This is a genomic window from Mycobacterium sp. M26 (genome assembly GCF_001494595.1).
Taxonomy (GTDB): Bacteria; Actinomycetota; Actinomycetes; order Mycobacteriales; family Mycobacteriaceae; genus Mycobacterium.
The window spans coordinates 2971038-2988916 of sequence record NZ_LN929908.1 but is presented as its reverse complement, the minus strand read 5'-3'; the positions used below and the strand labels follow the sequence as shown (position 1 = coordinate 2988916).

Here is a 17879-nt window from a genome sequence, read left to right as displayed (position 1 = left end):
ATTCTAGGCGTCGAATGTGCGTTCAGTGCGAAAAATCGCTCGGAGAGTCGCGCTGAGCGCACACTCGGCGCGTAGGGCAACCTAGGAGGCGACGACCCAAATCGCCTGGGCGGCGGGGCTTCCCAGCTCGACGGTGCTCAGATCGCCGTTGGCCGCCTGGACCGAGACCGATATCATCCCGGCGAAGTCGCGCCGCGCCAGCACCTGCAGCCGGGAGTCCAGGCTGATGCCGACGGCGTCGAAGTAGCGCAGCATCTCCGGGTCGGCGTCCGAAATCCGCGCCACGGTGGCGACATCGCCGTCCGCGCAGGCCGACAGCTGCCGCGCCGGCGGGGTGGGCACCTGCCCGTCGGCGCCCGGGATCGGGTCGCCGTGCGGGTCGCGGGTCGGATGGCCCAGCTTGGCGTCGATGCGATCGAGCATCATGTCGCTGACGGCGTGCTCGAGGATCTCGGCCTCGTCGTGCACCTCGTCCCAGCTGTAGCCGAGCTCGCGCATCAGGAACGTCTCCAGCAGCCGGTGCCTGCGCACCACCGCCAGCGCGGCATCGCGGCCCCGGTCCGTCAGCGTCACCGCACCGTATTTCTCGTGATGCACCAGCCCCTGATCGGCCAGCTTGCGGATCGACTCCGAGGCGGTGCTGGCCGACACGCCGAGCCGTTCGGCGAGCAGTTTGGTGCTGACCTTCTCGTGCGACCACTCCTGGGCGGTCCAGATGACCTTGAGGTAGTCCTGGGCAACCATGGTCAGGTCGCGCACCCCGGTGTTGGGGTTCTGGTCAGGACTCACACCCGAAAGTTTAGGCATTCATTACCTGATCTGGGGATCTAGCGCCTCGGTCGGCAACCGCGGGTCGTAGGCTTGCCCACGTGGAGCGGTGGCGGGGACAGGAAGACATCCCCTCGGACTGGGGCCGGTGCGTACTGACCATCGGGGTGTTCGACGGTGTACACCGCGGACATGCCGAGCTGATCGCCCGTGCGGTCAAAGCGGGCCGCGAGCGCGGCGTGCCCACGGTGCTGATGACGTTCGACCCGCACCCGATGGAAGTGGTGTTCCCCGGTAGCCATCCGGCCCAGCTCACCACGCTGGCGCGTCGGGCCGAGCTGGTCGAGGAACTCGGTATCGACGTCTTCCTGGTCATGCCGTTCACCACGGACTTCATGAAGCTCACCCCGGACCGCTACGTCCACGAGCTGCTGGTCGAGCGCCTGCACGTGGTCGAGGTGCTGGTAGGGGAGAACTTCACGTTCGGCAAGAAGGCCGCCGGTAACGTCTCGGCGCTGCGCAAGGCCGGGGAGCGGTTCGGGTTCGCCGTCGAGGGCATGTCGCTGGTTGCCGAGCACCACCGCAGCGAGACCGTCACCTTTTCCTCGACCTATATCCGCTCGTGCGTCGACGCCGGCGACGTGGTGGCCGCCGCCGAGGCTCTGGGCCGTCCGCACCGGGTGGAAGGTGTGGTGGTCCGCGGTGACGGCCGCGGCCGGGGCCTGGGTTTCCCGACCGCCAACGTCGCACCCCCGATGTACTCGGCGATCCCGGCCGACGGCGTCTATGCCGCGTGGTTCACGGTGCTCGGGCACGGACCGATCACCGGATCGGTGATCCCAGGGGAGCGCTATCAGTCCGCGGTGTCGGTGGGCACCAACCCGACCTTCTCCGGTCGCACCCGCACAGTGGAGGCGTTCGTCCTGGACTCCGACGCCGACCTCTACGGCCAGCACGTCGCGGTCGACTTCGTCAGCCGCCTGCGCGGTCAGCTCAAGTTCGACTCGGTACAGGACCTGGTGGCAGCGATGGGCAAAGACACCGACAAAGCCCGCCAGATCCTGTCCTCGTCGTAACCCGTCTCAGATCAGTGCGTCGATCTGGTTGATCGCCGACGACGCGCCCTCGACCACACCCATGTCCAGCACCTGCTGCAGGGCCTCGGCCGAGGCGTAGATGCTCACGTAGGTGGCCCGGGTGCCGCCGTCGTGCTCGGTGAAGGTGAAGACATTGCGTGACACCGGCATCTCCGGATTCGGGTTGAAGTCCAGATCGGCGAAGCCGTCGACGAACGAGAAGCTGGCCGGCTCGTCGACGGCGGTGATCTCCCAGTAGCCGGCGTGCTTGTCGCCCTCGGGTCCGGTCATGAAGTAGGTGACGCGGCCGCCCGGGCGCAGATCGTGGTCGACGACGGTCGCCGGGTAGCTCGGCGGGCCCCAGATCTTCTCGAGCTGCCGCGGATCGGCGTAGACCTGCCAGATGCGGGCCACCGGGGCGGCGAAGTCGGCGGTGATGGTCAGGGTGAGGTTGTCGAGATCGTGCTGCACATCGGTCACGGGCATGGGTCAGTCCTCCTGAATCGGGTCCGTCGGGTCGGATGAGATGAGTTCGTCGATGCGCGCGACACGTCCCCGCCAGATCTGCTCTAGCTCGTCGAGCATCGAGGCCACCGACCGCACGGCATCGACATCGCCGCGGGCCAACTGCTCACGGCCGCGGCGCCGTTTGGTCACCAGCCCCGCCTTCTCCAGCACGGCGACGTGCTTTTGGACGGCGGCGAAGCTCATCTCGTATTTCAGTGCGAGCGCGGACACCGAGTGTTCGCCGGCCAGGGCGCGGCGCAGGATGTCGCGTCGGGTCCGGTCAGCCAGCGCATGGAACAGGGCGTCGGCCCGCTCCTCGTCGTCCACGATCACATCAACAACATACAACCAATTGGTTGTATGTTGTCAAGGGGTTGGCCGCTGACCTGCCGCGATTTCGGTTCCCGGCGGTCCCGCTGCTAGAGTTCACCCCGACACGGCATGTGCTGCAGTCCGCGGCGGCCTTGACCGAATTCCCCACGCGGTACCGATTGATGGAGATGTTTTCGTGGCGTTGACTGCCGAGCAGAAGAAGGAAATCCTGGGCTCCTACGGCCTGCACGAGACCGACACCGGTTCGCCGGAGGCCCAGGTCGCGCTGCTGACCAAGCGGATTTCCGACCTCACCGAGCACCTCAAGCAGCACAAGCACGACCACCACTCGCGGCGCGGTCTGCTGCTGCTGGTCGGCCGTCGCCGCCGGCTGCTCAAATACGTCGCCGATGTCGACGTCGCGCGCTACCGCTCGCTGATCGAACGGCTGGGTCTGCGCCGCTGAGCGCATACCCCGCCGTGTAACATGGGGTCGTTACGCGCCGCTTAGCGGCGCCAACAATCGGGTGCGGTTCACGCACATCCGCGTGTCCCGTTCCCGCGTGTCATAGCGAAGCTTCCCTGATCGGGCGGTCTTCGGTAGTGGCTGCCGGGCCCCAATCTCAACCGGGGAGTGCCCGGCCGCTTCGATCGACGGCCGTAGCCGCATCACGGTGCAAGCCTCGTCGCACCCAGTTCCGCTGGGTTCATCTGTGACATCGCGAAACAGCTGAATGCAGAAAGGCTGTACGGACGTCTATGTCTGTCGCAGAAATCGACGAAGGCGTGTTCGAATCGACCGCCGTCATTGACAACGGGAGCTTCGGCACCCGCACCATCCGCTTCGAGGCCGGCCGGCTGGCCCAGCAGGCCGCGGGCTCGGTTGTCGCCTACCTCGACGACGAGACCATGCTCTTGTCGGCGACCACCGCCAGCAAGGCCCCCAAGGAGCACTTCGACTTCTTCCCCTTGACGATCGACGTCGAGGAGCGCATGTATGCCGCCGGGCGCATCCCCGGCTCGTTCTTCCGCCGCGAGGGACGCCCGTCCACCGACGCGATCCTGACCTGCCGCCTGATCGACCGGCCGCTGCGCCCGTCGTTCGTCTCGGGTCTGCGCAACGAGATCCAGGTCGTGGTCACGGTGCTGAGCCTGGACCCCAAGGATCTCTACGACGTGCTGGCGATCAACGCCGCCTCGGCGTCCACCCAGATCGCCGGCCTGCCGTTCTCCGGCCCGGTCGGCGGCGTGCGCGTCGCTCTCATCAACGGCCAGTGGGTGGCCTTCCCGACCGTCGAGCAGCTCGAGAACGCTGTGTTCGACATGGTCGTGGCCGGCCGGGTGGTCGCTGACGGTGACGTCGCGATCATGATGGTCGAGGCCGAGGCCACCGAGAACGTCATCGACCTGGTCGCCGGTGGCGCGCAGGCGCCCACCGAGACCGTGGTCGCCGAAGGCCTGGAGGCCGCCAAGCCGTTCATCGCCGCGCTGTGCGCCGCGCAGAGCGAGCTGGCCGGCCGGGCTGCCAAGGAGACCGCCGACTACCCGGTGTTCCCCGACTACGCCTCCGACGTCTACGACGCCGTGGCCCACGTGGCCTCCGAGCCGCTGTCGCAGGCGCTGACCATCGCCGGCAAGCAGGAGCGCGACGATCGCACCGACGAGATCAAGAACGAGGTGCTCGGCGAGCTCGGTGAGAACTTCGCCGGCCGCGAGAAGGAGATCGGCGCCGCGTTCCGCTCGCTGACCAAAAAGCTTGTGCGCCAGCGCATCATCACCGACCACTTCCGCATCGACGGCCGCGGTATCACCGATATCCGTGCGCTGAGCGCCGAGGTGGCCGTGGTTCCGCGGGCGCACGGCAGCGCGCTGTTCGAGCGTGGCGAGACCCAGATCCTGGGCATCACCACCCTGGACATGGTCAAGATGGCCCAGCAGATCGACTCGCTGGGACCGGAGACCTCCAAGCGCTACATGCACCACTACAACTTCCCGCCGTATTCGACCGGTGAGACCGGCCGCGTCGGTTCGCCCAAGCGCCGCGAGATCGGCCACGGCGCGCTGGCCGAGCGGGCCCTGATGCCGGTGCTGCCCAGCGTCGAGGAATTCCCGTACGCCATCCGTCAGGTCTCGGAGGCGTTGGGCTCCAACGGTTCCACCTCGATGGGCTCGGTGTGTGCCTCCACCCTGGCGCTCCTGAACGCCGGTGTGCCGCTCAAGGCCCCGGTCGCCGGTATCGCCATGGGTCTGGTGTCCGACGAGGTCGACGGCGAGACCCGCTACGTCGCGCTGACCGACATCCTCGGCGCCGAGGACGCCTTCGGCGACATGGACTTCAAGGTCGCCGGCACCAAGGAGTTCGTCACCGCCCTGCAGCTGGACACCAAGCTCGACGGCATCCCGTCGCAGGTGCTGGCCGGTGCGCTGTCGCAGGCCAAGGATGCGCGTCTGACCATCCTCGAGGTGATGGCCGAGGCCATCGACGCCCCGGACGAGATGAGCCCGTACGCCCCGCGCGTGACGGCCATCAAGATCCCGGTCGACAAGATCGGCGAGGTCATCGGGCCCAAGGGCAAGATGATCAACGCGATCACCGAGGAGACCGGCGCCTCGATCTCCATCGAGGACGACGGCACGGTGTTCGTCGGCGCCACCGACGGACCGTCGGCGCAGGCCGCCATCGACCGGATCAACGCGATCGCCAACCCGCAGCTGCCCAAGGTCGGCGAGCGGTTCCTCGGAACCGTGGTCAAGACCACCGACTTCGGTGCTTTCGTCTCGCTGCTGCCCGGCCGTGACGGCCTGGTCCACATCTCGAAGCTGGGCAAGGGCAAGCGGATCAACAAGGTCGAGGACGTGGTCAAGGTCGGTGACAAGCTCCGCGTGGAGATCGCCGACATCGACAACCGCGGCAAGATCTCGCTGATCCTGGTCGACGACGATGCTGCTCCCGCTGCCGAAGACGCCGCACCGGCTCCTGTCGATGCCGCAACCGCCAGCAGCTAAGTCCTCAGGGGCATCGCTCCGCCGCGGCCGGCGCGTCTCTGACGCGCCGGTTGCGGTGCGGCGCACCGTCCTTCCGGGCGGTCTTCGGGTCGTCACCGAGTTCGTACCGTCGGTGCGTTCGGCGTCGGTCGGGGTGTGGGTCAATGTGGGCTCCCGCGACGAGGGCCCTACCGTGGCCGGTGCCGCGCACTTCCTGGAGCACCTGTTGTTCAAGGCGACCCCGACGCGCACCGCGGTGGACATCGCGCAATCCGTCGACGCCGTCGGCGGTGAGCTGAACGCGTTCACCGCCAAAGAGCACACCTGCTATTACGCGCACGTGCTCGACGAGGATCTCGAACTGGCCATCGACCTGGTGGCCGACGTGGTCCTCAACGGCCGCTGCGCGGTCGACGACGTCGAGCTGGAACGCGACGTGGTGCTCGAAGAGATCGCCATGCGCGACGACGATCCCGAGGACGCCCTCGGCGACGTCTTCCTGTCGGCTATGTTCGGCGACCATCCGGTCGGACGCCCGGTGATCGGCAGCGTCGACTCGGTGTCCTCGATGAGCCGCTCCCAGCTGCATTCGTTCCACGTCCGCCGCTACATCCCGGAGCGGATGGTGGTGGCCGTGGCCGGCAATATCGACCACGACGAGGTTGTCCGGCTGGTGCGGGAGTACTTCGGCGCCAAGCTGATTCGCGGCCGCAAGCCGCAGCCGCCGCGCAAGGGCGCCGGCCGGCTGACCGGGCGGCCCGGGCTGGTGCTGATCAACCGGGACGCCGAGCAGACTCACATGTCGCTGGGTGTGCGGGTGCCCGGCCGGCACTGGCGGCACCGCTGGGCGCTGTCGGTGCTCAACACCGCACTGGGTGGCGGCCTGAGTTCGCGGCTGTTCCAGGAGATCCGGGAATCCCGCGGCCTGGCGTACTCGGTGTACTCGAGCATCGACACGTTCTGCGACAGCGGCGCGCTCTCGGTGTACGCCGGCTGCCTGCCGGAACGATTCGACGAGGTGGTCCGGTTGACCACCGAGGTGCTCGACAGCGTGGCCCGCGACGGTCTGACCGAGTCCGAGCTGCGCATCGCCAAGGGATCGATCCGCGGCGGTATGGTGCTCGGCCTCGAGGATTCCGCGTCCCGGATGAACCGGCTGGGCCGCAGCGAGCTCAACTACGGCGAGTACCGCAGCGTGGCCAGCACCCTCGACCAGATCAATGCCGTCACGCTCGACGAGGTCAACGCCGTGGCCCGCGAGGTGCTCTCGCACCCGTTCGGGGCGGCGGTGCTGGGCCCGGTACGCTCGAAACGATCACTGCCCCAACCTCTTCGACGGATAGCGAGCTAGCAGCTTGACTTTCAGCCTGCATGATCTGGCCGTTCCCCTTCTCGGAGCGCCGATGGCAGGCGGTCCCAGCACTCCGGCCCTGGCCGCCGCGGTATCGAATGCCGGCGGTCTGGGTTTCCTGCCTGCCGGGTATCTGAGTGCGCAGGCCTTCGCCGACGCCATTGCTGCGGCGCGGGCGCTGACCAGCGGGCCGATCGGGGTGAACCTGTTCGTCCCGCAGCCTTCGGTGGCCGATGCGCAGGCATTGCAGCGCTACCGCGAGCAGCTGGCGCCGTTGGCGCAGCGCTACGGCGCCGAACCCGGTGACACCCGTCCCGACGACGATGCGTGGCAGGCCAAGCTCGACGTCGTCGCCGACACCGCACCCGAGGTGGCCTCATTCACCTTCGGCTGCCCTTCGCCGGACGTCCTTGCGGCACTGGCCGGCCGGGGCGTGCTGACCGCGGTCACCGTGACGTCAGCCGAGGAGGCGGCGACCGCCGTGGCGGCGGGTGCCGGCGCGCTGGTGGTGCAGGGTCCCGGAGCCGGCGGTCATCGTGGCACGTTCGATCCGGCGCGCATGCCCGGTGACGAGCCGCTGGATTCGCTGCTGGCGTCGGTGGTCGCGGCGCACGACATCCCGGCGATCGCCGCGGGCGCACTCGCCACGGCCGCCGATGTGCGACGGGTGCTCGGGCTGGGTGCATCGGCCGCGCAGGTCGGTACCGCGTTCCTCTTGTGTGACGAAGCAGGCACCAATCCCGTTCACCGGCAGGCACTGTCGGACCCACAGTTCACCCACACGGTCGTCACGTGCGCGTTCTCCGGCCGCTACGCCCGCGGCCTGGCCAACGGCTTCACCGACCGTTTCGATCCGGTTGCCCCGCTGGGCTATCCGGAGATTCATCAGATGACCGGGGCGATGCGGCGGGCCGCGGTGGCCGCCGGTGACCCGCACGGCACCAACTTGTGGGCCGGCACCGCCTGGCGGGCTACCCAGGAGGGCAGCGCCGCCGACATCGTGGCCGCCCTCACTGAGGAGTTGCAATGACGTTCTCCCGCCGCCAGGTGCTGCTGGGCGCGGCAACCATGACCGTCGCCGCGGCCTGCGGGAACACCACCTACACTCCGCCTCGCAACAGCGATCCCGCCGAACCGCTGCCGCCGCTCGATGAGCGGATCGGCCTGCTGGAGAAGCGCCACAACGCCTTCGTCGGCGTGTACGGGCAGAACCTCGATGCCGACCACACTGTGGCTCACCGCGACAACGACATGTTCGCGATGTGCTCGACGTTCAAGGCCTACCTTTCGGCCCGGGTACTGCAGAAGGCGCAACGCGGCGAACTGCGGATGACCGACACCCGGATGGTGGATCCGACTGCGGTGCTGCCCAATTCGCCGATCACCGGGCCGAAGGCGGGCGGCGCACTGTCGCTTGCCGACCTGTGCCAGGCCGCACTACAGCGCAGTGACAACACCGCCGCCAATATGCTGCTGGCGGTCATCGGCGGGCCGCCGGCCATCACCGAGTTCGCCCGCTCGATCGGTGACGATCGCACCCGGCTGGACCGATGGGAGACCGAACTCAATTCCGCACTGCCCGGCGATCCGCGGGACACCAGCACCCCGCGATCCCTCGGCGGCGGGTTCCGGGCGATGCTCACCGGTGACGTCCTCGACGAGGCACACCGCCGCCAGCTCGAGGACTGGATGCGCGGCAACGTCACCTCCAGCATGCGGGCCGGTCTGCAGCCGGGCTGGACCACTGCCGACAAGACCGGCAGCGGCGACTTCGCCAGCACCAACGACATCGGAATTGTGTTCGGGCCCAACGGCGAACGCATTCTGCTGGCGATCATGACCCGCACCCAGTCCGACAACGCCGACGCCGAGTCGCTGCGGCCGCTCATCGGCGAGGTCACCACGCTGGTGCTGCCCACCCTGCGGGGCCAGGGCTAGTCGCGGTGCTCGCGACAGACGCCTGTCCCTGCGGTTCCGGTGAACCGTTCGGCCGGTGCTGCCTGCCACTGCACCGCGGCGAGCGACAAGCCGACACCGCCGAACAGCTGATGCGCGCCCGCTACAGCGCCTATGCCGTCGGCGACCTCGACTACATCTGGCAGACCTGGCATCCGCGGACCCGGCCCCCCGAGCTCGCCGGCGGTCTGACCTGGACCGGTCTGCAGATCCTCGACACCGTCGACGGCGGCCCGGGGGACCAGAGCGGTGAGGTCGAGTTTCGTGCGCACTACCGCGACGGTGACCGGACCGGGGCGCTGCATGAGCGCTCACGCTTTGCCGTCCGGGCCCGCCGCTGGTTCTACGTCGACGGCGACCTGTTCGACTGACGTTGCGCGGCGCGATGATTTTTCGGCGCCGAGACGGTCAATCCTAGGGTCGACACCGTGCCGAAAGGACTAGCCCGTGAGTGAGTACAGCGCCCCCGTCGGGGCTCCCATCTGGTTTGACCTGGTCAGCAGCGATCCTTCGCGCGCCGCGGACTTCTATCGCGAGATCTTCGGCTGGACGCTCGAAGAACCCGCCCATCCGGAGTTCGGTGGGTACCGCAACTTCACCCGCAACGGCAAGCGGGTCGCCGGCCTGGCACCGCGGATGTCCGAAGACGGTCCGGCCGATATCTGGTCGGTCTACCTGCACACCGCCGACGGCGACGCCACAGTGTCGGCGGCGCAAGCAGCCGGTGCGGAGGTGATGGTGCCCCCGATGCCGGTCGGAGACCTGGGGTCGATGATGGTCATCGTCGATCCGGCCGGTGCCGTCATCGGATTCTGGCAGCCCGGAACGCATCCCGGGTTCGTCGAGTGGGGTGAGCATGGGGCGCCGTATTGGTTCGAATGCCAGAGCAAGGACTACGAGGCATCGCTGGCGTTCTACCGCACGCTCCTCAACACCCGTATCGAGGAGATCGGCACCGGCGGCGACCCCGACACGGTCGGCCCCGATCGCTACGGACAGGTGTTCGCCGGTGAGAGTGCGTATTCGGGAATCATGGATGCGGCCCCGCTGATGCCGCCCGAGGTGCCGTCCTTCTGGCAGGTGTACATCACGGTCGACGATGTGGCCGCGACGGCGGCACGCGCCGAGGAACTCGGCGGCAAGCTCCTGATGCCGGTCGAGCAGACGCCGTACGGCACCCTGGCGGCGATCAAGGACCCGATGGGCGCCCTGATCTGCCTCGGCCACCCGCCGGCCGGCATGGGCTGACCCCGAATGCAACGAACCGGGACGCTCCATGAGCTGTCCCGGTCCGCTGTGTGGGAGTGAGCCGTTGGCTCACATGAGGTTTCAGGCCAGCAGGCCAGCCGGATCGGTGAAGGGCAGCTCCAGGTCGTGAGCCACCTCGGCGTTGAGCAGGTGACCCTCGTGGGTCGACAGGCCCTTGGCCAGCGCCGGATCGGCCAGGCAGGCGTCCTGCCAGCCCTTGTCGGCCAGCTTCAGCACGTACGGCATGGTCGCGTTGGTCAGCGCGTAGGTCGAGGTACGCGGCACCGCGCCCGGCATATTGGCCACGCAGTAGAACACCGAGTTGTGGACGGTGAACGTGGGGTTGTCGTGGGTGGTGGGCTTGGAGTCCTCGAAGCAGCCACCCTGGTCGATCGCGATGTCCACCAGGACCGAGCCCGGCTTCATCTGTGCGACAGTCTCATTGGTGACCAGCTTGGGCGCCTTGGCGCCCGGCACCAGCACGGCGCCGATCACCAGGTCGGCCTGCTTCACAGCGTCCTCGAGATCCAGACGCGAGGAGTAGCGGGTCTCGATCGCGCCGCCGTACTCGGCGTCGATCTTGCGCAGGATGTTGATGTTGAGGTCGAAGACGGTGACGTGAGCGCCCATGCCCCAGGCGACGGCGGCGGCGTTGTCGCCGGCCATACCGCCACCGATCACCACGACCTTGGCCGGGGCCACACCGGGGACGCCGCCCATCAGCACGCCGCGACCACCCTGGGTACGCATGAGGTGATAGGCGCCGACCTGGGCTGCGAGCCGACCGGCAACCTCACTCATCGGGGCCAGCAGCGGCAGCGCGTTGTCGGAGGTCTGGACGGTTTCGTAGGCGATCGAGGTGGTGCCGGAGGCCAGCAGCGCATCGGTGCACGGGCGTGAGGCGGCCAGGTGCAGGTAGGTGAACAGGGTCTGGCCCTTGCGCATCCGGCTGTATTCCGCCTCGATGGGCTCCTTGACCTTCAGCAGCAGATCGGCCTGGGCCCACACTTCGTCGGCGCTGGCGACGATCTGCGCACCGGCGCCCTTGAAGTCGGCGTCGGTGATGGCCGAGCCGTCACCGGCACCGGCCTGAACCATGACGTCATGGCCGCGGCGGACCAGCTCGGACACGCCGGCCGGGGTGATGGCGACGCGGTACTCGTTGTTCTTGATCTCGGTCGGGATGCCGACGCGCATGATCGCTCCTTGGTCGGATGTTGGCTTAGAAGAATTGTGAAGAAGCTGCGGACTTTAAGCAACGAGGTTGACAAAGATTCATTAAACTGTGGTCATGGTCGAAGGATCTGCGAAATCGACGGCTCCTTCGGTGTCTGCGCCGAAGGATGTTCGGGCCGATCTGGACGAGGTGGATCGGCGCATCCTGGCGCTGCTGCACGCCGATGCCCGGATCTCCAACAGTGCCCTGGCCGACGCCGTCGGCATCGCCGCCTCGACCTGCCACGGCCGGGTGCGCCGGCTGCAGGATCTGGGCGTCATCCGCGGGTTCTATGCCGATATCGATCCCGCGGCGATCGGGCTCTCGTTGCAGGCGATGATCTCGGTGAGCCTGCAGTCCAACGCCCGCGGCAAGATCGGCACCTTCATCCAGCAGATCCGGCGCAAGCCACAGGTGATGGATGTGTACTTTCTGGCCGGCGCCGACGACTTCATCATCCACGTGGCCGCCCGCGACACCGACGATCTGCGGGCCTTCGTGGTGGAGAACCTCAATGCCGACGCCGACGTGGCCGGTACCCAGACCTCGCTGATCTTCGAGCACCTACGGGGCGCTGCCCCGCTGTGAGTGACGCCCGACCGTCACCCCAGCGCGACGCTGCGCGCCGGCCGTTGCACTGGTGTGACGTTCGGCGAGACGTTTGGTCGCGCCCGTGGTGCGCCTCGGGCTCGTCGTGTGCCGCGCGGTTGCGGCTGCTGAGGCCGGGGGTGGTGTCGGGTCGGGAATGTCGACGGGGCGGTGGTAGGCCTTTTCCACGATCGGGCGCAGCGCGTTGTCCAGCGCCGGGGCCAGGGGACCGGCCCAGGCCACCAGCGGCAGCGTGTCATTGGGCACCCACACATAGGTGACCTTGCCCGGTGCCCCGTTCACCTCGGGGGTGTAGCGGACATTGCGGGGATCGGCGAGGTCGACGTTCCAGTACCGCGAGTGCACCGTGAACATGCCCACCAGCGCGTTGGCCACGGCCAGCAGGTTCGAGGTGTCATCCGGCCAGTCGGCCCAGCCGTCGTACTGCCGGATCGCCTCGGTGCCCTGGTAGGCGGTGTCGGGGGGAAGCCACGTCACCCCCTTGCCGTCGGTGCTCAATCGTCGCCCGCCGTAGGGGTTCTCCGGGTTGCCGATCGACACCCACGACACCCGGGCCGGATCCGGCGCGTGGGCCGGGTCGGCCGCCCACGTCCGAAGGTCGGAGTAGATGACCTGGCCGCCCTGGCTATGTCCGAACAGCACCACCTGTTCGTCGGCGGGCAGTGCTGCGATGGCCGCCCGCACGTTGGCGGCTCCCTGATCGGTGAAAGTGCCTGTCGGGAAGGCGAAGTAGTCGACCGGCTGGCAGTGGTTGGGCGACGTGCAGAGGTCGCCCTGCAGCTGCAGCGGGGTGAAATGCAGCAGATTCTGCATGCCGACCAGTCCACCCTCCAGGGTCAGCACGGTCGCGGCCTGGCTCGCGGGTGCGGTCGCCACCAGTGCGGTGATCATCCCTGCCGCCAGTGCTGTGCGTCTGAACATCCCGACCTCCCCTCGCCGACAGTAACCCCACGGCGGTGGATCGAGGCCGAAATCGCTGCAGCGTTACTGTCGGCCGACGAACTCGGTAATGATGCGGGCCAGTTCGGCGCCCTGCTGCTCTTGAACGAAGTGGCCGGCGCCGGCGATCGTCGGATGTTCGAGTCCCCGGGCGCCGGGCACGTGCTCGGCGAACACCCGCTCCCAACCCTGGGTCGCCGGATCGCCGTCGGAATAGGCTGTCAGGAAAGGCTTTTCCCATTCCGCCAGCGCGGCCATCGTAGCCCGGCCGATCGCTGCTCCCGGATCGTTGCGGGTCAGCGGAATCAACGCGGTCAGCTGTCGCAGGCCCGCCTGGAAGCGCGGTTCGGGGAAGGGCGCGTCATAACCGGCCAGCACGTCGGCGCTCAGTGGCCCGGCGACTGCGTCGACGAACATGCTCGCGGTGATGTCGGGTGTGCGCAGGTAGAAGGCCAGGTAGTCCAGCAGGGTTTCCTGCAACACCATCCGGTCACCGTCGATGCCGTGGTGGGCCCACCGCAGCGTGCCGGCCAATGCCGGGTCACAGGTGTGCAGGATGGTGTTGGTGGCCAGGACGCGGGCGAACCGGTCCGGTTCGCGGGCCAGCACACTCAAACCGATTGGGCCACCCCAATCCTGGACCACCAGGGTGACGTCGGTCAGGTCCAACCCGGTCACCAGGGCGCGGGCCCAGCCGACGTGGCGGGCGAAGGTGTAGGCCGTCGGATCGTCGGGCTTGTCGGAGCGGCCGAAGCCGATGTTGTCCGGGGCGATCACCCGCAGGCCCGCTGCGGTCAGGGCGGCGATGACGTGCCGGTAGAGGAAGGACCAGGTGGGCTGGCCGTGCATCAGCAGCACCACCGGGCCATCGGTGGGTCCGGCGTCGACGTAATGCATCCGCAGGGCGGGCAGGCCGCGGGTCTCGACCTCCAGGTAGTTCGGCTCGAACGGGTAGTCCGGGAGATTCGCGAACCGCTCATCGGGGGTGCGCAGTACCTGCATTCCCGCACACTAACCTGCGGCAATTAGGCTGAACGGATGCGAGTTGGGGTTCTGGGCGCCAAAGGCAAGGTCGGCACCACCATGTGTGGCGCGGTGCGCGACGCCGACGATCTGACGTTGAGTGCCGAGGTGGACGCCGGTGACGACCTGAGTCTGCTGACCGACAGCGGCACCGAGGTGGTCATCGACTTCACCCACCCCGACGTCGTCATGGACAACCTGAAGTTCCTCATCGACAACGGCATCCACGCCGTGGTGGGCACCACCGGTTTCACTGACGAGCGCATCGAGCAGGTGCAGGCCTGGCTGGACGCCAAGCCGGATACCGGGGTGCTGATCGCCCCGAACTTCGCCATCGGCGCGGTGCTGTCGATGTACTTCGCGCAGAAGGCGGCGCCGTACTTCGAATCGGTGGAAGTCATCGAACTGCACCACCCGCACAAGGCCGACGCACCCTCGGGCACTGCCACCCGCACCGCCAAGCTCATCGCGCAGGCACGAAAAGACCTGCCGCCCAACCCCGATGCCACCAGCACCGGCTTGGAGGGGGCGCGCGGCGCTGACGTCGACGGCATCCCGGTGCATTCGGTGCGGCTGACCGGATTGGTGGCCCACCAGGAGGTGCTGTTCGGAACGCTGGGGGAGACGCTGACCATCCGCCACGACAGCCTGGATCGCACCTCGTTCGTTCCGGGGGTGCTGCTCGGTGTGCGCGAGATCGCCAACCGGCCCGGCCTCACCATCGGGATCGAACCACTGCTGGACCTGTGAACCGAGCGCTGCGCATCCAGCTGCTCATCGGGCTGATGTGCCTGGCCCTGCTGGTGTACTTCGTGGTGCTCGGCCGGACCGGCGTGACGTTGATCGGCACCGGCGAGGCCGCCGGCATCGCGCTGGGCATCGGCGTGCTGCTGCTGCCGATCGTCGGGTTGTGGGCGATGGTCGCCACCCTGCGGGCGGGTTTCGCCCATCAGCGGCTGGCGGCGCTGGCCCAGGAGAGCGGGATGGAGCTCGACGTCAGCGGCCTGCCGCGGACGCCCTCGGGGCGGATCGACCGCGATGCCGCTGACGCCCTGTTCGGCACGGTGCGCGCGGAGTTGGAGGCCGACCCGGACAACTGGGTGCGGTGGTACCGGCTGGCGCGGGCCTACGACTATGCCGGGGATCGCACCCGCGCCCGGGAGACCATGCGCAGGGCCGTCAGCATGCAGGCCGGCTCGACGTAGTCGCGGGAATGCCGCGGTGTTCGGCGCGGTTTGTTTCCCGCATGACCGCCATCCCGGAATCGCACCACGACCTCGTCGAGGCTCCGCACGTCGCTTCGCTGTCCACCATCGGCGCCGACGGAACTCCGCAGGTGACCGCCATCTGGTTCGTCAGCGACGGTGACACCGTTCAGACCTCGCTGGTGACCGCACGCCAGAAGTACAAGAACGTGGTCGCCCGCCCGCAGGCGACGCTCTTCATCATCGATCCGCAGAACCCGTTCCGGACGCTGGAGATCCGCGGCACCGTGGAGGTCGGCGAGGATCCGAATCTCGAACTGTACGAGCGGGTCGTGCGCCACTACGGTCAGGATCCGGACACGTTCCCGGCGCCCCGCGAGGGCCGGGTTGCCGTGACCCTGCGGCCGACGAGGGTCGTGGCGCAGGGCTGACTGAGAGAGGGGTGCTGGTGAAGCGTCTGCTGATCGTCCACCACACCCCGTCGCCGCACTGTCAGGAGATGTTCGAGGCGGTGCTGGCCGGTGCCACCGATCCCGAGATCGAGGGGGTCGAAGTGGTGCGCAGGCCTGCGCTGACCGTGGCGCCTGCCGACATGCTGGCCGCTGACGGGTACCTGCTGGGTAGCCCGGCCAACCTCGGCTACATGAGCGGGGCGCTCAAGCACGCGTTCGATGTCTGCTATTACCCGTGCCTGGATGCCACCCGCGGCCGCCCGTTCGGCCTGTACCTGCACGGCAACGAGGGCACCGAAGGGGCCGAACGCGGCGTCGACGCCATCACGACCGGCCTGGGCTGGGAGAAGGCGGCACAGACCGTCGTCGTCTCCGGGAAGCCGACCAAGGCTGATCTCGAGGCGTGCTGGAACCTGGGTGCGAGCGTCGCCGCGCAGCTGATGGACTAAGCCGGCGGTCGGTCGGTGATCCTCACCGTGCGCGGCCAATTGCCTTGCGGCGCATCGATGGTGCACAGCAGGCCGTCACTCGGGTAGCACTTGGTGATCCACGCACCGTCTTCGAGCACCGTCGTGACGTACACCGATTGCGGGGCCGGCACGGTGTCGCCGACGATGTAGGTGAAGCTCGACCCGTCGGTTGGTGCGGTGCTCAGGACGAATCCGGTGGTGCCGGGCGCGATGGTCTGGCTGCGGTCGGCGATGTTGTAGAAGCGGTCCCACCCGTCGAAGGTGAACTCGCTGGAGCTGTCGTTGACCAGGTGGACCAGCTGGCCGGACTCGGCGTGCGCCACCCCGGCCGACGCGAGCACCCCGGCGCTCAGCAGCGCGGCGATGGCCATTGTTCTCATGGCCCAAACACTAGGACAACCGGGCACTACCCTCTGGGGGAACGAACGCTCGGAAGGACGGTGAGATGCCGGGAATCGCAGAGATCGCGCTGGGTGCGGCGCCGATCGCCGGTGGCGCGCTGCTGGGGATCGCGGCAGGGACCATGAAGGGCCCCGACATCCGCGGCATGATCAAGTCCGACATGGAGCTGCTGGACAAGCTCCCGCCCGAGGACGTCGAACTGCGGGCGGCCCTGAAGGCCAGCATCGACCGGCGCATCCACGACGTGATCGTCAGCACCGAGAAGAGCCGCGAACTGCTCGACGTGGCGGCCAGCTACAAGGGCAACTGGCGCGACATCGTGCTGTTCGTCTGCGCGGTGCTGTTCACCATCGTGTGGTGGAACATCCCGCACAGCCGCACCAACTGGCTGCCGACCTTCATCTTCCTGATCCTGCTGTCGGTGCTGGTGTTCTTCTACGCCAGCCGCGGCCTGATCCGCGCCGTGCGCACGCTGCGCAAGAAGGGCTCAGTGGGCTAGGTGCGCCCAGCCTGTAACTGTCGTGCTGGTTACTCGAACTTGTTCTCGACAGCGACAGCCTCGGCGAGTCAGTGGGCTAGGTGCGCCCCGAAGAAGTCCTTCATCGCGGCCCAGTGCTTCTCGGCGGCGCCCTCGTCGTACGGCGCGTTATCGGTCACCGCGAAGCCGTGTAGCGCCGGATACCAGACGATGGTGTGGTCCACCCCGGCGTCGGTCAGCGCCGTGTCCAGCGTCGCAGCGTGCTCTTCGGTGAAGGACGCGTCATCTGCGGCCCCGCCCACATAGACGGCGGCGCGGATCTTGTCGGCCAGCAGGTGCGGGCTGCCGTCGTCCTCAGAGGCCAGCCCGCCGCCGTGGAAGGACATCGCCGCGGCCACCCGTTCGGGCACCCGGCCCGCCACGATCAGCGACGTCCGCCCGCCCATGCAGTACCCGGTGGTGCCGAAGGTCTCGCCGGATACCTCGGGGCGGGCCGCCAGGTAGTCGAAGAACGCCCGGGCGTCGGTTTCCATCGCCGCCGGGGTGACGCTGCCGAGCATGCTGAACAGCCGCTGGCGTTCGGCGGCGTCGTTGAACACGTTCTTCATGTCGAACGGCGCCCACTCGCCGTGGCGGTAGTACACGTCGGGAAGCAGCACCACATAGCCCAGGTCGGCCAAACGGGTGGCCATCTCGCGCAGCGCGGTGCGGACACCACCGGCGTCGGGGTACATGATCACGCCGGGCCACGGGCCCGTTCCCTCGGGGATGGCCACGGTGACGGGGCAGGTTCCGTCCGCGGTGGTGACGGTGTCAGAGATGGTCGGCATGGCATCGTTTCTACTCCTGTGCGGCGGACGTAAGCTGATCGGCGTGCCGATC

Annotated in this window: 22 protein-coding genes; 14 read left to right on the top strand and 8 right to left on the bottom strand. The window is 68.1% G+C overall.

Features of this window, described 5'->3' with window-relative positions; genetic code table 11:
- Window positions 1–81: 81 nt before the first annotated feature.
- The gene (mntR, locus tag BN3385_RS23660) at window positions 82–744 is read right to left on the bottom strand and encodes a manganese-binding transcriptional regulator MntR (RefSeq protein WP_231748882.1); all 663 of its coding nucleotides are present in this window, start codon (window positions 742–744) and stop codon (window positions 82–84) included.
- Window positions 745–869: 125 nt separating this feature from the next.
- Here mntR and BN3385_RS23655 point away from each other — a divergent pair, with 125 nt between their 5' ends.
- Window positions 870–1844: a bifunctional riboflavin kinase/FAD synthetase gene (locus tag BN3385_RS23655; RefSeq protein WP_059020507.1), complete on the top strand. Its 975-nt coding sequence runs from the start codon at window positions 870–872 to the stop codon at window positions 1842–1844.
- Window positions 1845–1850: 6 nt separating this feature from the next.
- On the opposite strand, the gene BN3385_RS23650 is transcribed toward BN3385_RS23655, so the two are convergent.
- Together BN3385_RS23650 and BN3385_RS23645 are read right to left on the bottom strand one after the other, a co-directional pair.
- Window positions 1851–2330: an SRPBCC family protein gene (locus BN3385_RS23650; RefSeq protein WP_059020505.1), complete on the bottom strand. Its 480-nt coding sequence runs from the start codon at window positions 2328–2330 to the stop codon at window positions 1851–1853.
- Window positions 2331–2333: 3 nt separating this feature from the next.
- Window positions 2334–2684, bottom strand: coding sequence for an ArsR/SmtB family transcription factor (locus tag BN3385_RS23645; protein WP_059020503.1), 351 nt, complete (start codon window positions 2682–2684; stop codon window positions 2334–2336).
- 175 nt (window positions 2685–2859) lie between these two features.
- Between BN3385_RS23645 and rpsO the strand changes: the two genes are divergently transcribed.
- The 7 genes from rpsO (at window position 2860) to BN3385_RS23610 (ending at window position 10203) form a co-directional block, all read left to right on the top strand.
- Window positions 2860–3129 (top strand): 30S ribosomal protein S15, encoded by a 270-nt coding sequence (rpsO, locus tag BN3385_RS23640; protein WP_059020502.1) that lies wholly within the window; start codon window positions 2860–2862, stop codon window positions 3127–3129.
- 293 nt (window positions 3130–3422) lie between these two features.
- Window positions 3423–5669 carry a polyribonucleotide nucleotidyltransferase gene (locus BN3385_RS23635; protein ID WP_059020500.1) on the top strand — a complete coding sequence of 749 codons (2247 nt, stop codon included), beginning with the start codon at window positions 3423–3425 and terminating at the stop codon, window positions 5667–5669.
- Window positions 5647–6999: a M16 family metallopeptidase gene (locus BN3385_RS23630; RefSeq protein ID WP_082690772.1), complete on the top strand. Its 1353-nt coding sequence runs from the start codon at window positions 5647–5649 to the stop codon at window positions 6997–6999. The genes BN3385_RS23635 and BN3385_RS23630 overlap by 23 nt, the downstream gene beginning before the upstream one ends.
- A gap of 4 nt (window positions 7000–7003) precedes the next feature.
- A complete protein-coding gene (locus BN3385_RS23625; RefSeq protein WP_082690615.1) occupies window positions 7004–8029 on the top strand; it encodes a nitronate monooxygenase in 1026 nt (341 codons plus the stop codon).
- On the top strand, window positions 8026–8937 hold the full coding sequence (gene bla, locus BN3385_RS23620) for a class A beta-lactamase (protein WP_059020496.1): 912 nt from the start codon (window positions 8026–8028) through the stop codon (window positions 8935–8937). The genes BN3385_RS23625 and bla overlap by 4 nt, the downstream gene beginning before the upstream one ends.
- 5 nt (window positions 8938–8942) lie before the next feature.
- Window positions 8943–9326: a YchJ family protein gene (locus BN3385_RS23615; RefSeq protein ID WP_059020494.1), complete on the top strand. Its 384-nt coding sequence runs from the start codon at window positions 8943–8945 to the stop codon at window positions 9324–9326.
- Window positions 9327–9402: 76 nt separating this feature from the next.
- A complete protein-coding gene (locus BN3385_RS23610) occupies window positions 9403–10203 on the top strand; it encodes a VOC family protein (protein WP_059020492.1) in 801 nt (266 codons plus the stop codon).
- A gap of 81 nt (window positions 10204–10284) precedes the next feature.
- Here the strand turns inward: BN3385_RS23610 and ald are convergent, their stop codons facing one another.
- A complete protein-coding gene (ald, locus tag BN3385_RS23605; protein WP_059020490.1) occupies window positions 10285–11400 on the bottom strand; it encodes an alanine dehydrogenase in 1116 nt (371 codons plus the stop codon).
- A gap of 94 nt (window positions 11401–11494) precedes the next feature.
- On the opposite strand from ald, the gene aldR reads away from it, so the two are divergent.
- The gene (aldR, locus tag BN3385_RS23600; RefSeq protein ID WP_059022365.1) at window positions 11495–12007 is read left to right on the top strand and encodes an HTH-type transcriptional regulator AldR; all 513 of its coding nucleotides are present in this window, start codon (window positions 11495–11497) and stop codon (window positions 12005–12007) included.
- Here aldR and BN3385_RS23595 read toward each other — a convergent pair.
- Together BN3385_RS23595 and BN3385_RS23590 are read right to left on the bottom strand one after the other, a co-directional pair.
- Window positions 11984–12949, bottom strand: a complete 966-nt coding sequence (locus tag BN3385_RS23595; protein ID WP_082690614.1) for a PE-PPE domain-containing protein — start codon at window positions 12947–12949, stop codon at window positions 11984–11986. The genes aldR and BN3385_RS23595 overlap by 24 nt on opposite strands.
- Before the next feature lie 63 nt (window positions 12950–13012).
- Window positions 13013–13969 (bottom strand): haloalkane dehalogenase, encoded by a 957-nt coding sequence (locus tag BN3385_RS23590; protein WP_059020487.1) that lies wholly within the window; start codon window positions 13967–13969, stop codon window positions 13013–13015.
- Between the two features lie 36 nt (window positions 13970–14005).
- Here BN3385_RS23590 and dapB point away from each other — a divergent pair, with 36 nt between their 5' ends.
- Genes dapB through BN3385_RS23570 form a run of 4 tightly spaced genes read left to right on the top strand, consistent with a single transcriptional unit; the run spans window position 14006 to window position 16096 of the window.
- Window positions 14006–14740: a 4-hydroxy-tetrahydrodipicolinate reductase gene (gene dapB / locus BN3385_RS23585; protein ID WP_059020484.1), complete on the top strand. Its 735-nt coding sequence runs from the start codon at window positions 14006–14008 to the stop codon at window positions 14738–14740.
- Between the two features lie 35 nt (window positions 14741–14775).
- Window positions 14776–15195: a tetratricopeptide repeat protein gene (locus BN3385_RS23580; protein WP_059022364.1), complete on the top strand. Its 420-nt coding sequence runs from the start codon at window positions 14776–14778 to the stop codon at window positions 15193–15195.
- Window positions 15196–15236: 41 nt separating this feature from the next.
- Window positions 15237–15626, top strand: coding sequence for a PPOX class F420-dependent oxidoreductase (locus BN3385_RS23575; protein ID WP_059020482.1), 390 nt, complete (start codon window positions 15237–15239; stop codon window positions 15624–15626).
- Between the two features lie 17 nt (window positions 15627–15643).
- The gene (locus BN3385_RS23570) at window positions 15644–16096 is read left to right on the top strand and encodes a flavodoxin family protein (RefSeq protein WP_156432864.1); all 453 of its coding nucleotides are present in this window, start codon (window positions 15644–15646) and stop codon (window positions 16094–16096) included.
- On the opposite strand, the gene BN3385_RS23565 is transcribed toward BN3385_RS23570, so the two are convergent.
- On the bottom strand, window positions 16093–16497 hold the full coding sequence (locus BN3385_RS23565) for a hypothetical protein (RefSeq protein WP_156432863.1): 405 nt from the start codon (window positions 16495–16497) through the stop codon (window positions 16093–16095). The genes BN3385_RS23570 and BN3385_RS23565 overlap by 4 nt on opposite strands.
- A 65-nt stretch (window positions 16498–16562) precedes the next feature.
- Here BN3385_RS23565 and BN3385_RS23560 point away from each other — a divergent pair, with 65 nt between their 5' ends.
- Complete coding sequence (locus BN3385_RS23560; protein ID WP_059020478.1) at window positions 16563–17018, top strand: hypothetical protein; 456 nt, start codon at window positions 16563–16565, stop codon at window positions 17016–17018.
- 68 nt (window positions 17019–17086) lie between these two features.
- Here BN3385_RS23560 and BN3385_RS23555 read toward each other — a convergent pair whose 3' ends face one another.
- Window positions 17087–17827, bottom strand: coding sequence for a dienelactone hydrolase family protein (locus BN3385_RS23555; RefSeq protein WP_059020476.1), 741 nt, complete (start codon window positions 17825–17827; stop codon window positions 17087–17089).
- Between the last annotated feature and the right edge of the window lie 52 nt (window positions 17828–17879).

Bases quoted from the DNA above. Each gene is read 5' to 3' on its own strand.
- BN3385_RS23575 (WP_059020482.1), top strand. From the start codon at position 15,237: ATGACCGCCATCCCGGAATCGCACCACGACCTCGTCGAGGCTCCGCAC.
- mntR (WP_231748882.1), bottom strand. From the start codon at position 744: ATGGTTGCCCAGGACTACCTCAAGGTCATCTGGACCGCCCAGGAGTGG.
- BN3385_RS23565 (WP_156432863.1), bottom strand. From the start codon at position 16,497: ATGAGAACAATGGCCATCGCCGCGCTGCTGAGCGCCGGGGTGCTCGCG.
- BN3385_RS23560 (WP_059020478.1), top strand. From the start codon at position 16,563: ATGCCGGGAATCGCAGAGATCGCGCTGGGTGCGGCGCCGATCGCCGGT.
- BN3385_RS23555 (WP_059020476.1), bottom strand. From the start codon at position 17,827: ATGCCGACCATCTCTGACACCGTCACCACCGCGGACGGAACCTGCCCC.
- bla (WP_059020496.1), top strand. From the start codon at position 8,026: ATGACGTTCTCCCGCCGCCAGGTGCTGCTGGGCGCGGCAACCATGACC.
- ald (WP_059020490.1), bottom strand. From the start codon at position 11,400: ATGCGCGTCGGCATCCCGACCGAGATCAAGAACAACGAGTACCGCGTC.
- BN3385_RS23590 (WP_059020487.1), bottom strand. From the start codon at position 13,969: ATGCAGGTACTGCGCACCCCCGATGAGCGGTTCGCGAATCTCCCGGAC.
- BN3385_RS23595 (WP_082690614.1), bottom strand. From the start codon at position 12,949: ATGTTCAGACGCACAGCACTGGCGGCAGGGATGATCACCGCACTGGTG.
- aldR (WP_059022365.1), top strand. From the start codon at position 11,495: ATGGTCGAAGGATCTGCGAAATCGACGGCTCCTTCGGTGTCTGCGCCG.
- BN3385_RS23630 (WP_082690772.1), top strand. From the start codon at position 5,647: ATGCCGCAACCGCCAGCAGCTAAGTCCTCAGGGGCATCGCTCCGCCGC.
- BN3385_RS23635 (WP_059020500.1), top strand. From the start codon at position 3,423: ATGTCTGTCGCAGAAATCGACGAAGGCGTGTTCGAATCGACCGCCGTC.
- BN3385_RS23580 (WP_059022364.1), top strand. From the start codon at position 14,776: ATGTGCCTGGCCCTGCTGGTGTACTTCGTGGTGCTCGGCCGGACCGGC.
- dapB (WP_059020484.1), top strand. From the start codon at position 14,006: ATGCGAGTTGGGGTTCTGGGCGCCAAAGGCAAGGTCGGCACCACCATG.
- BN3385_RS23650 (WP_059020505.1), bottom strand. From the start codon at position 2,330: ATGCCCGTGACCGATGTGCAGCACGATCTCGACAACCTCACCCTGACC.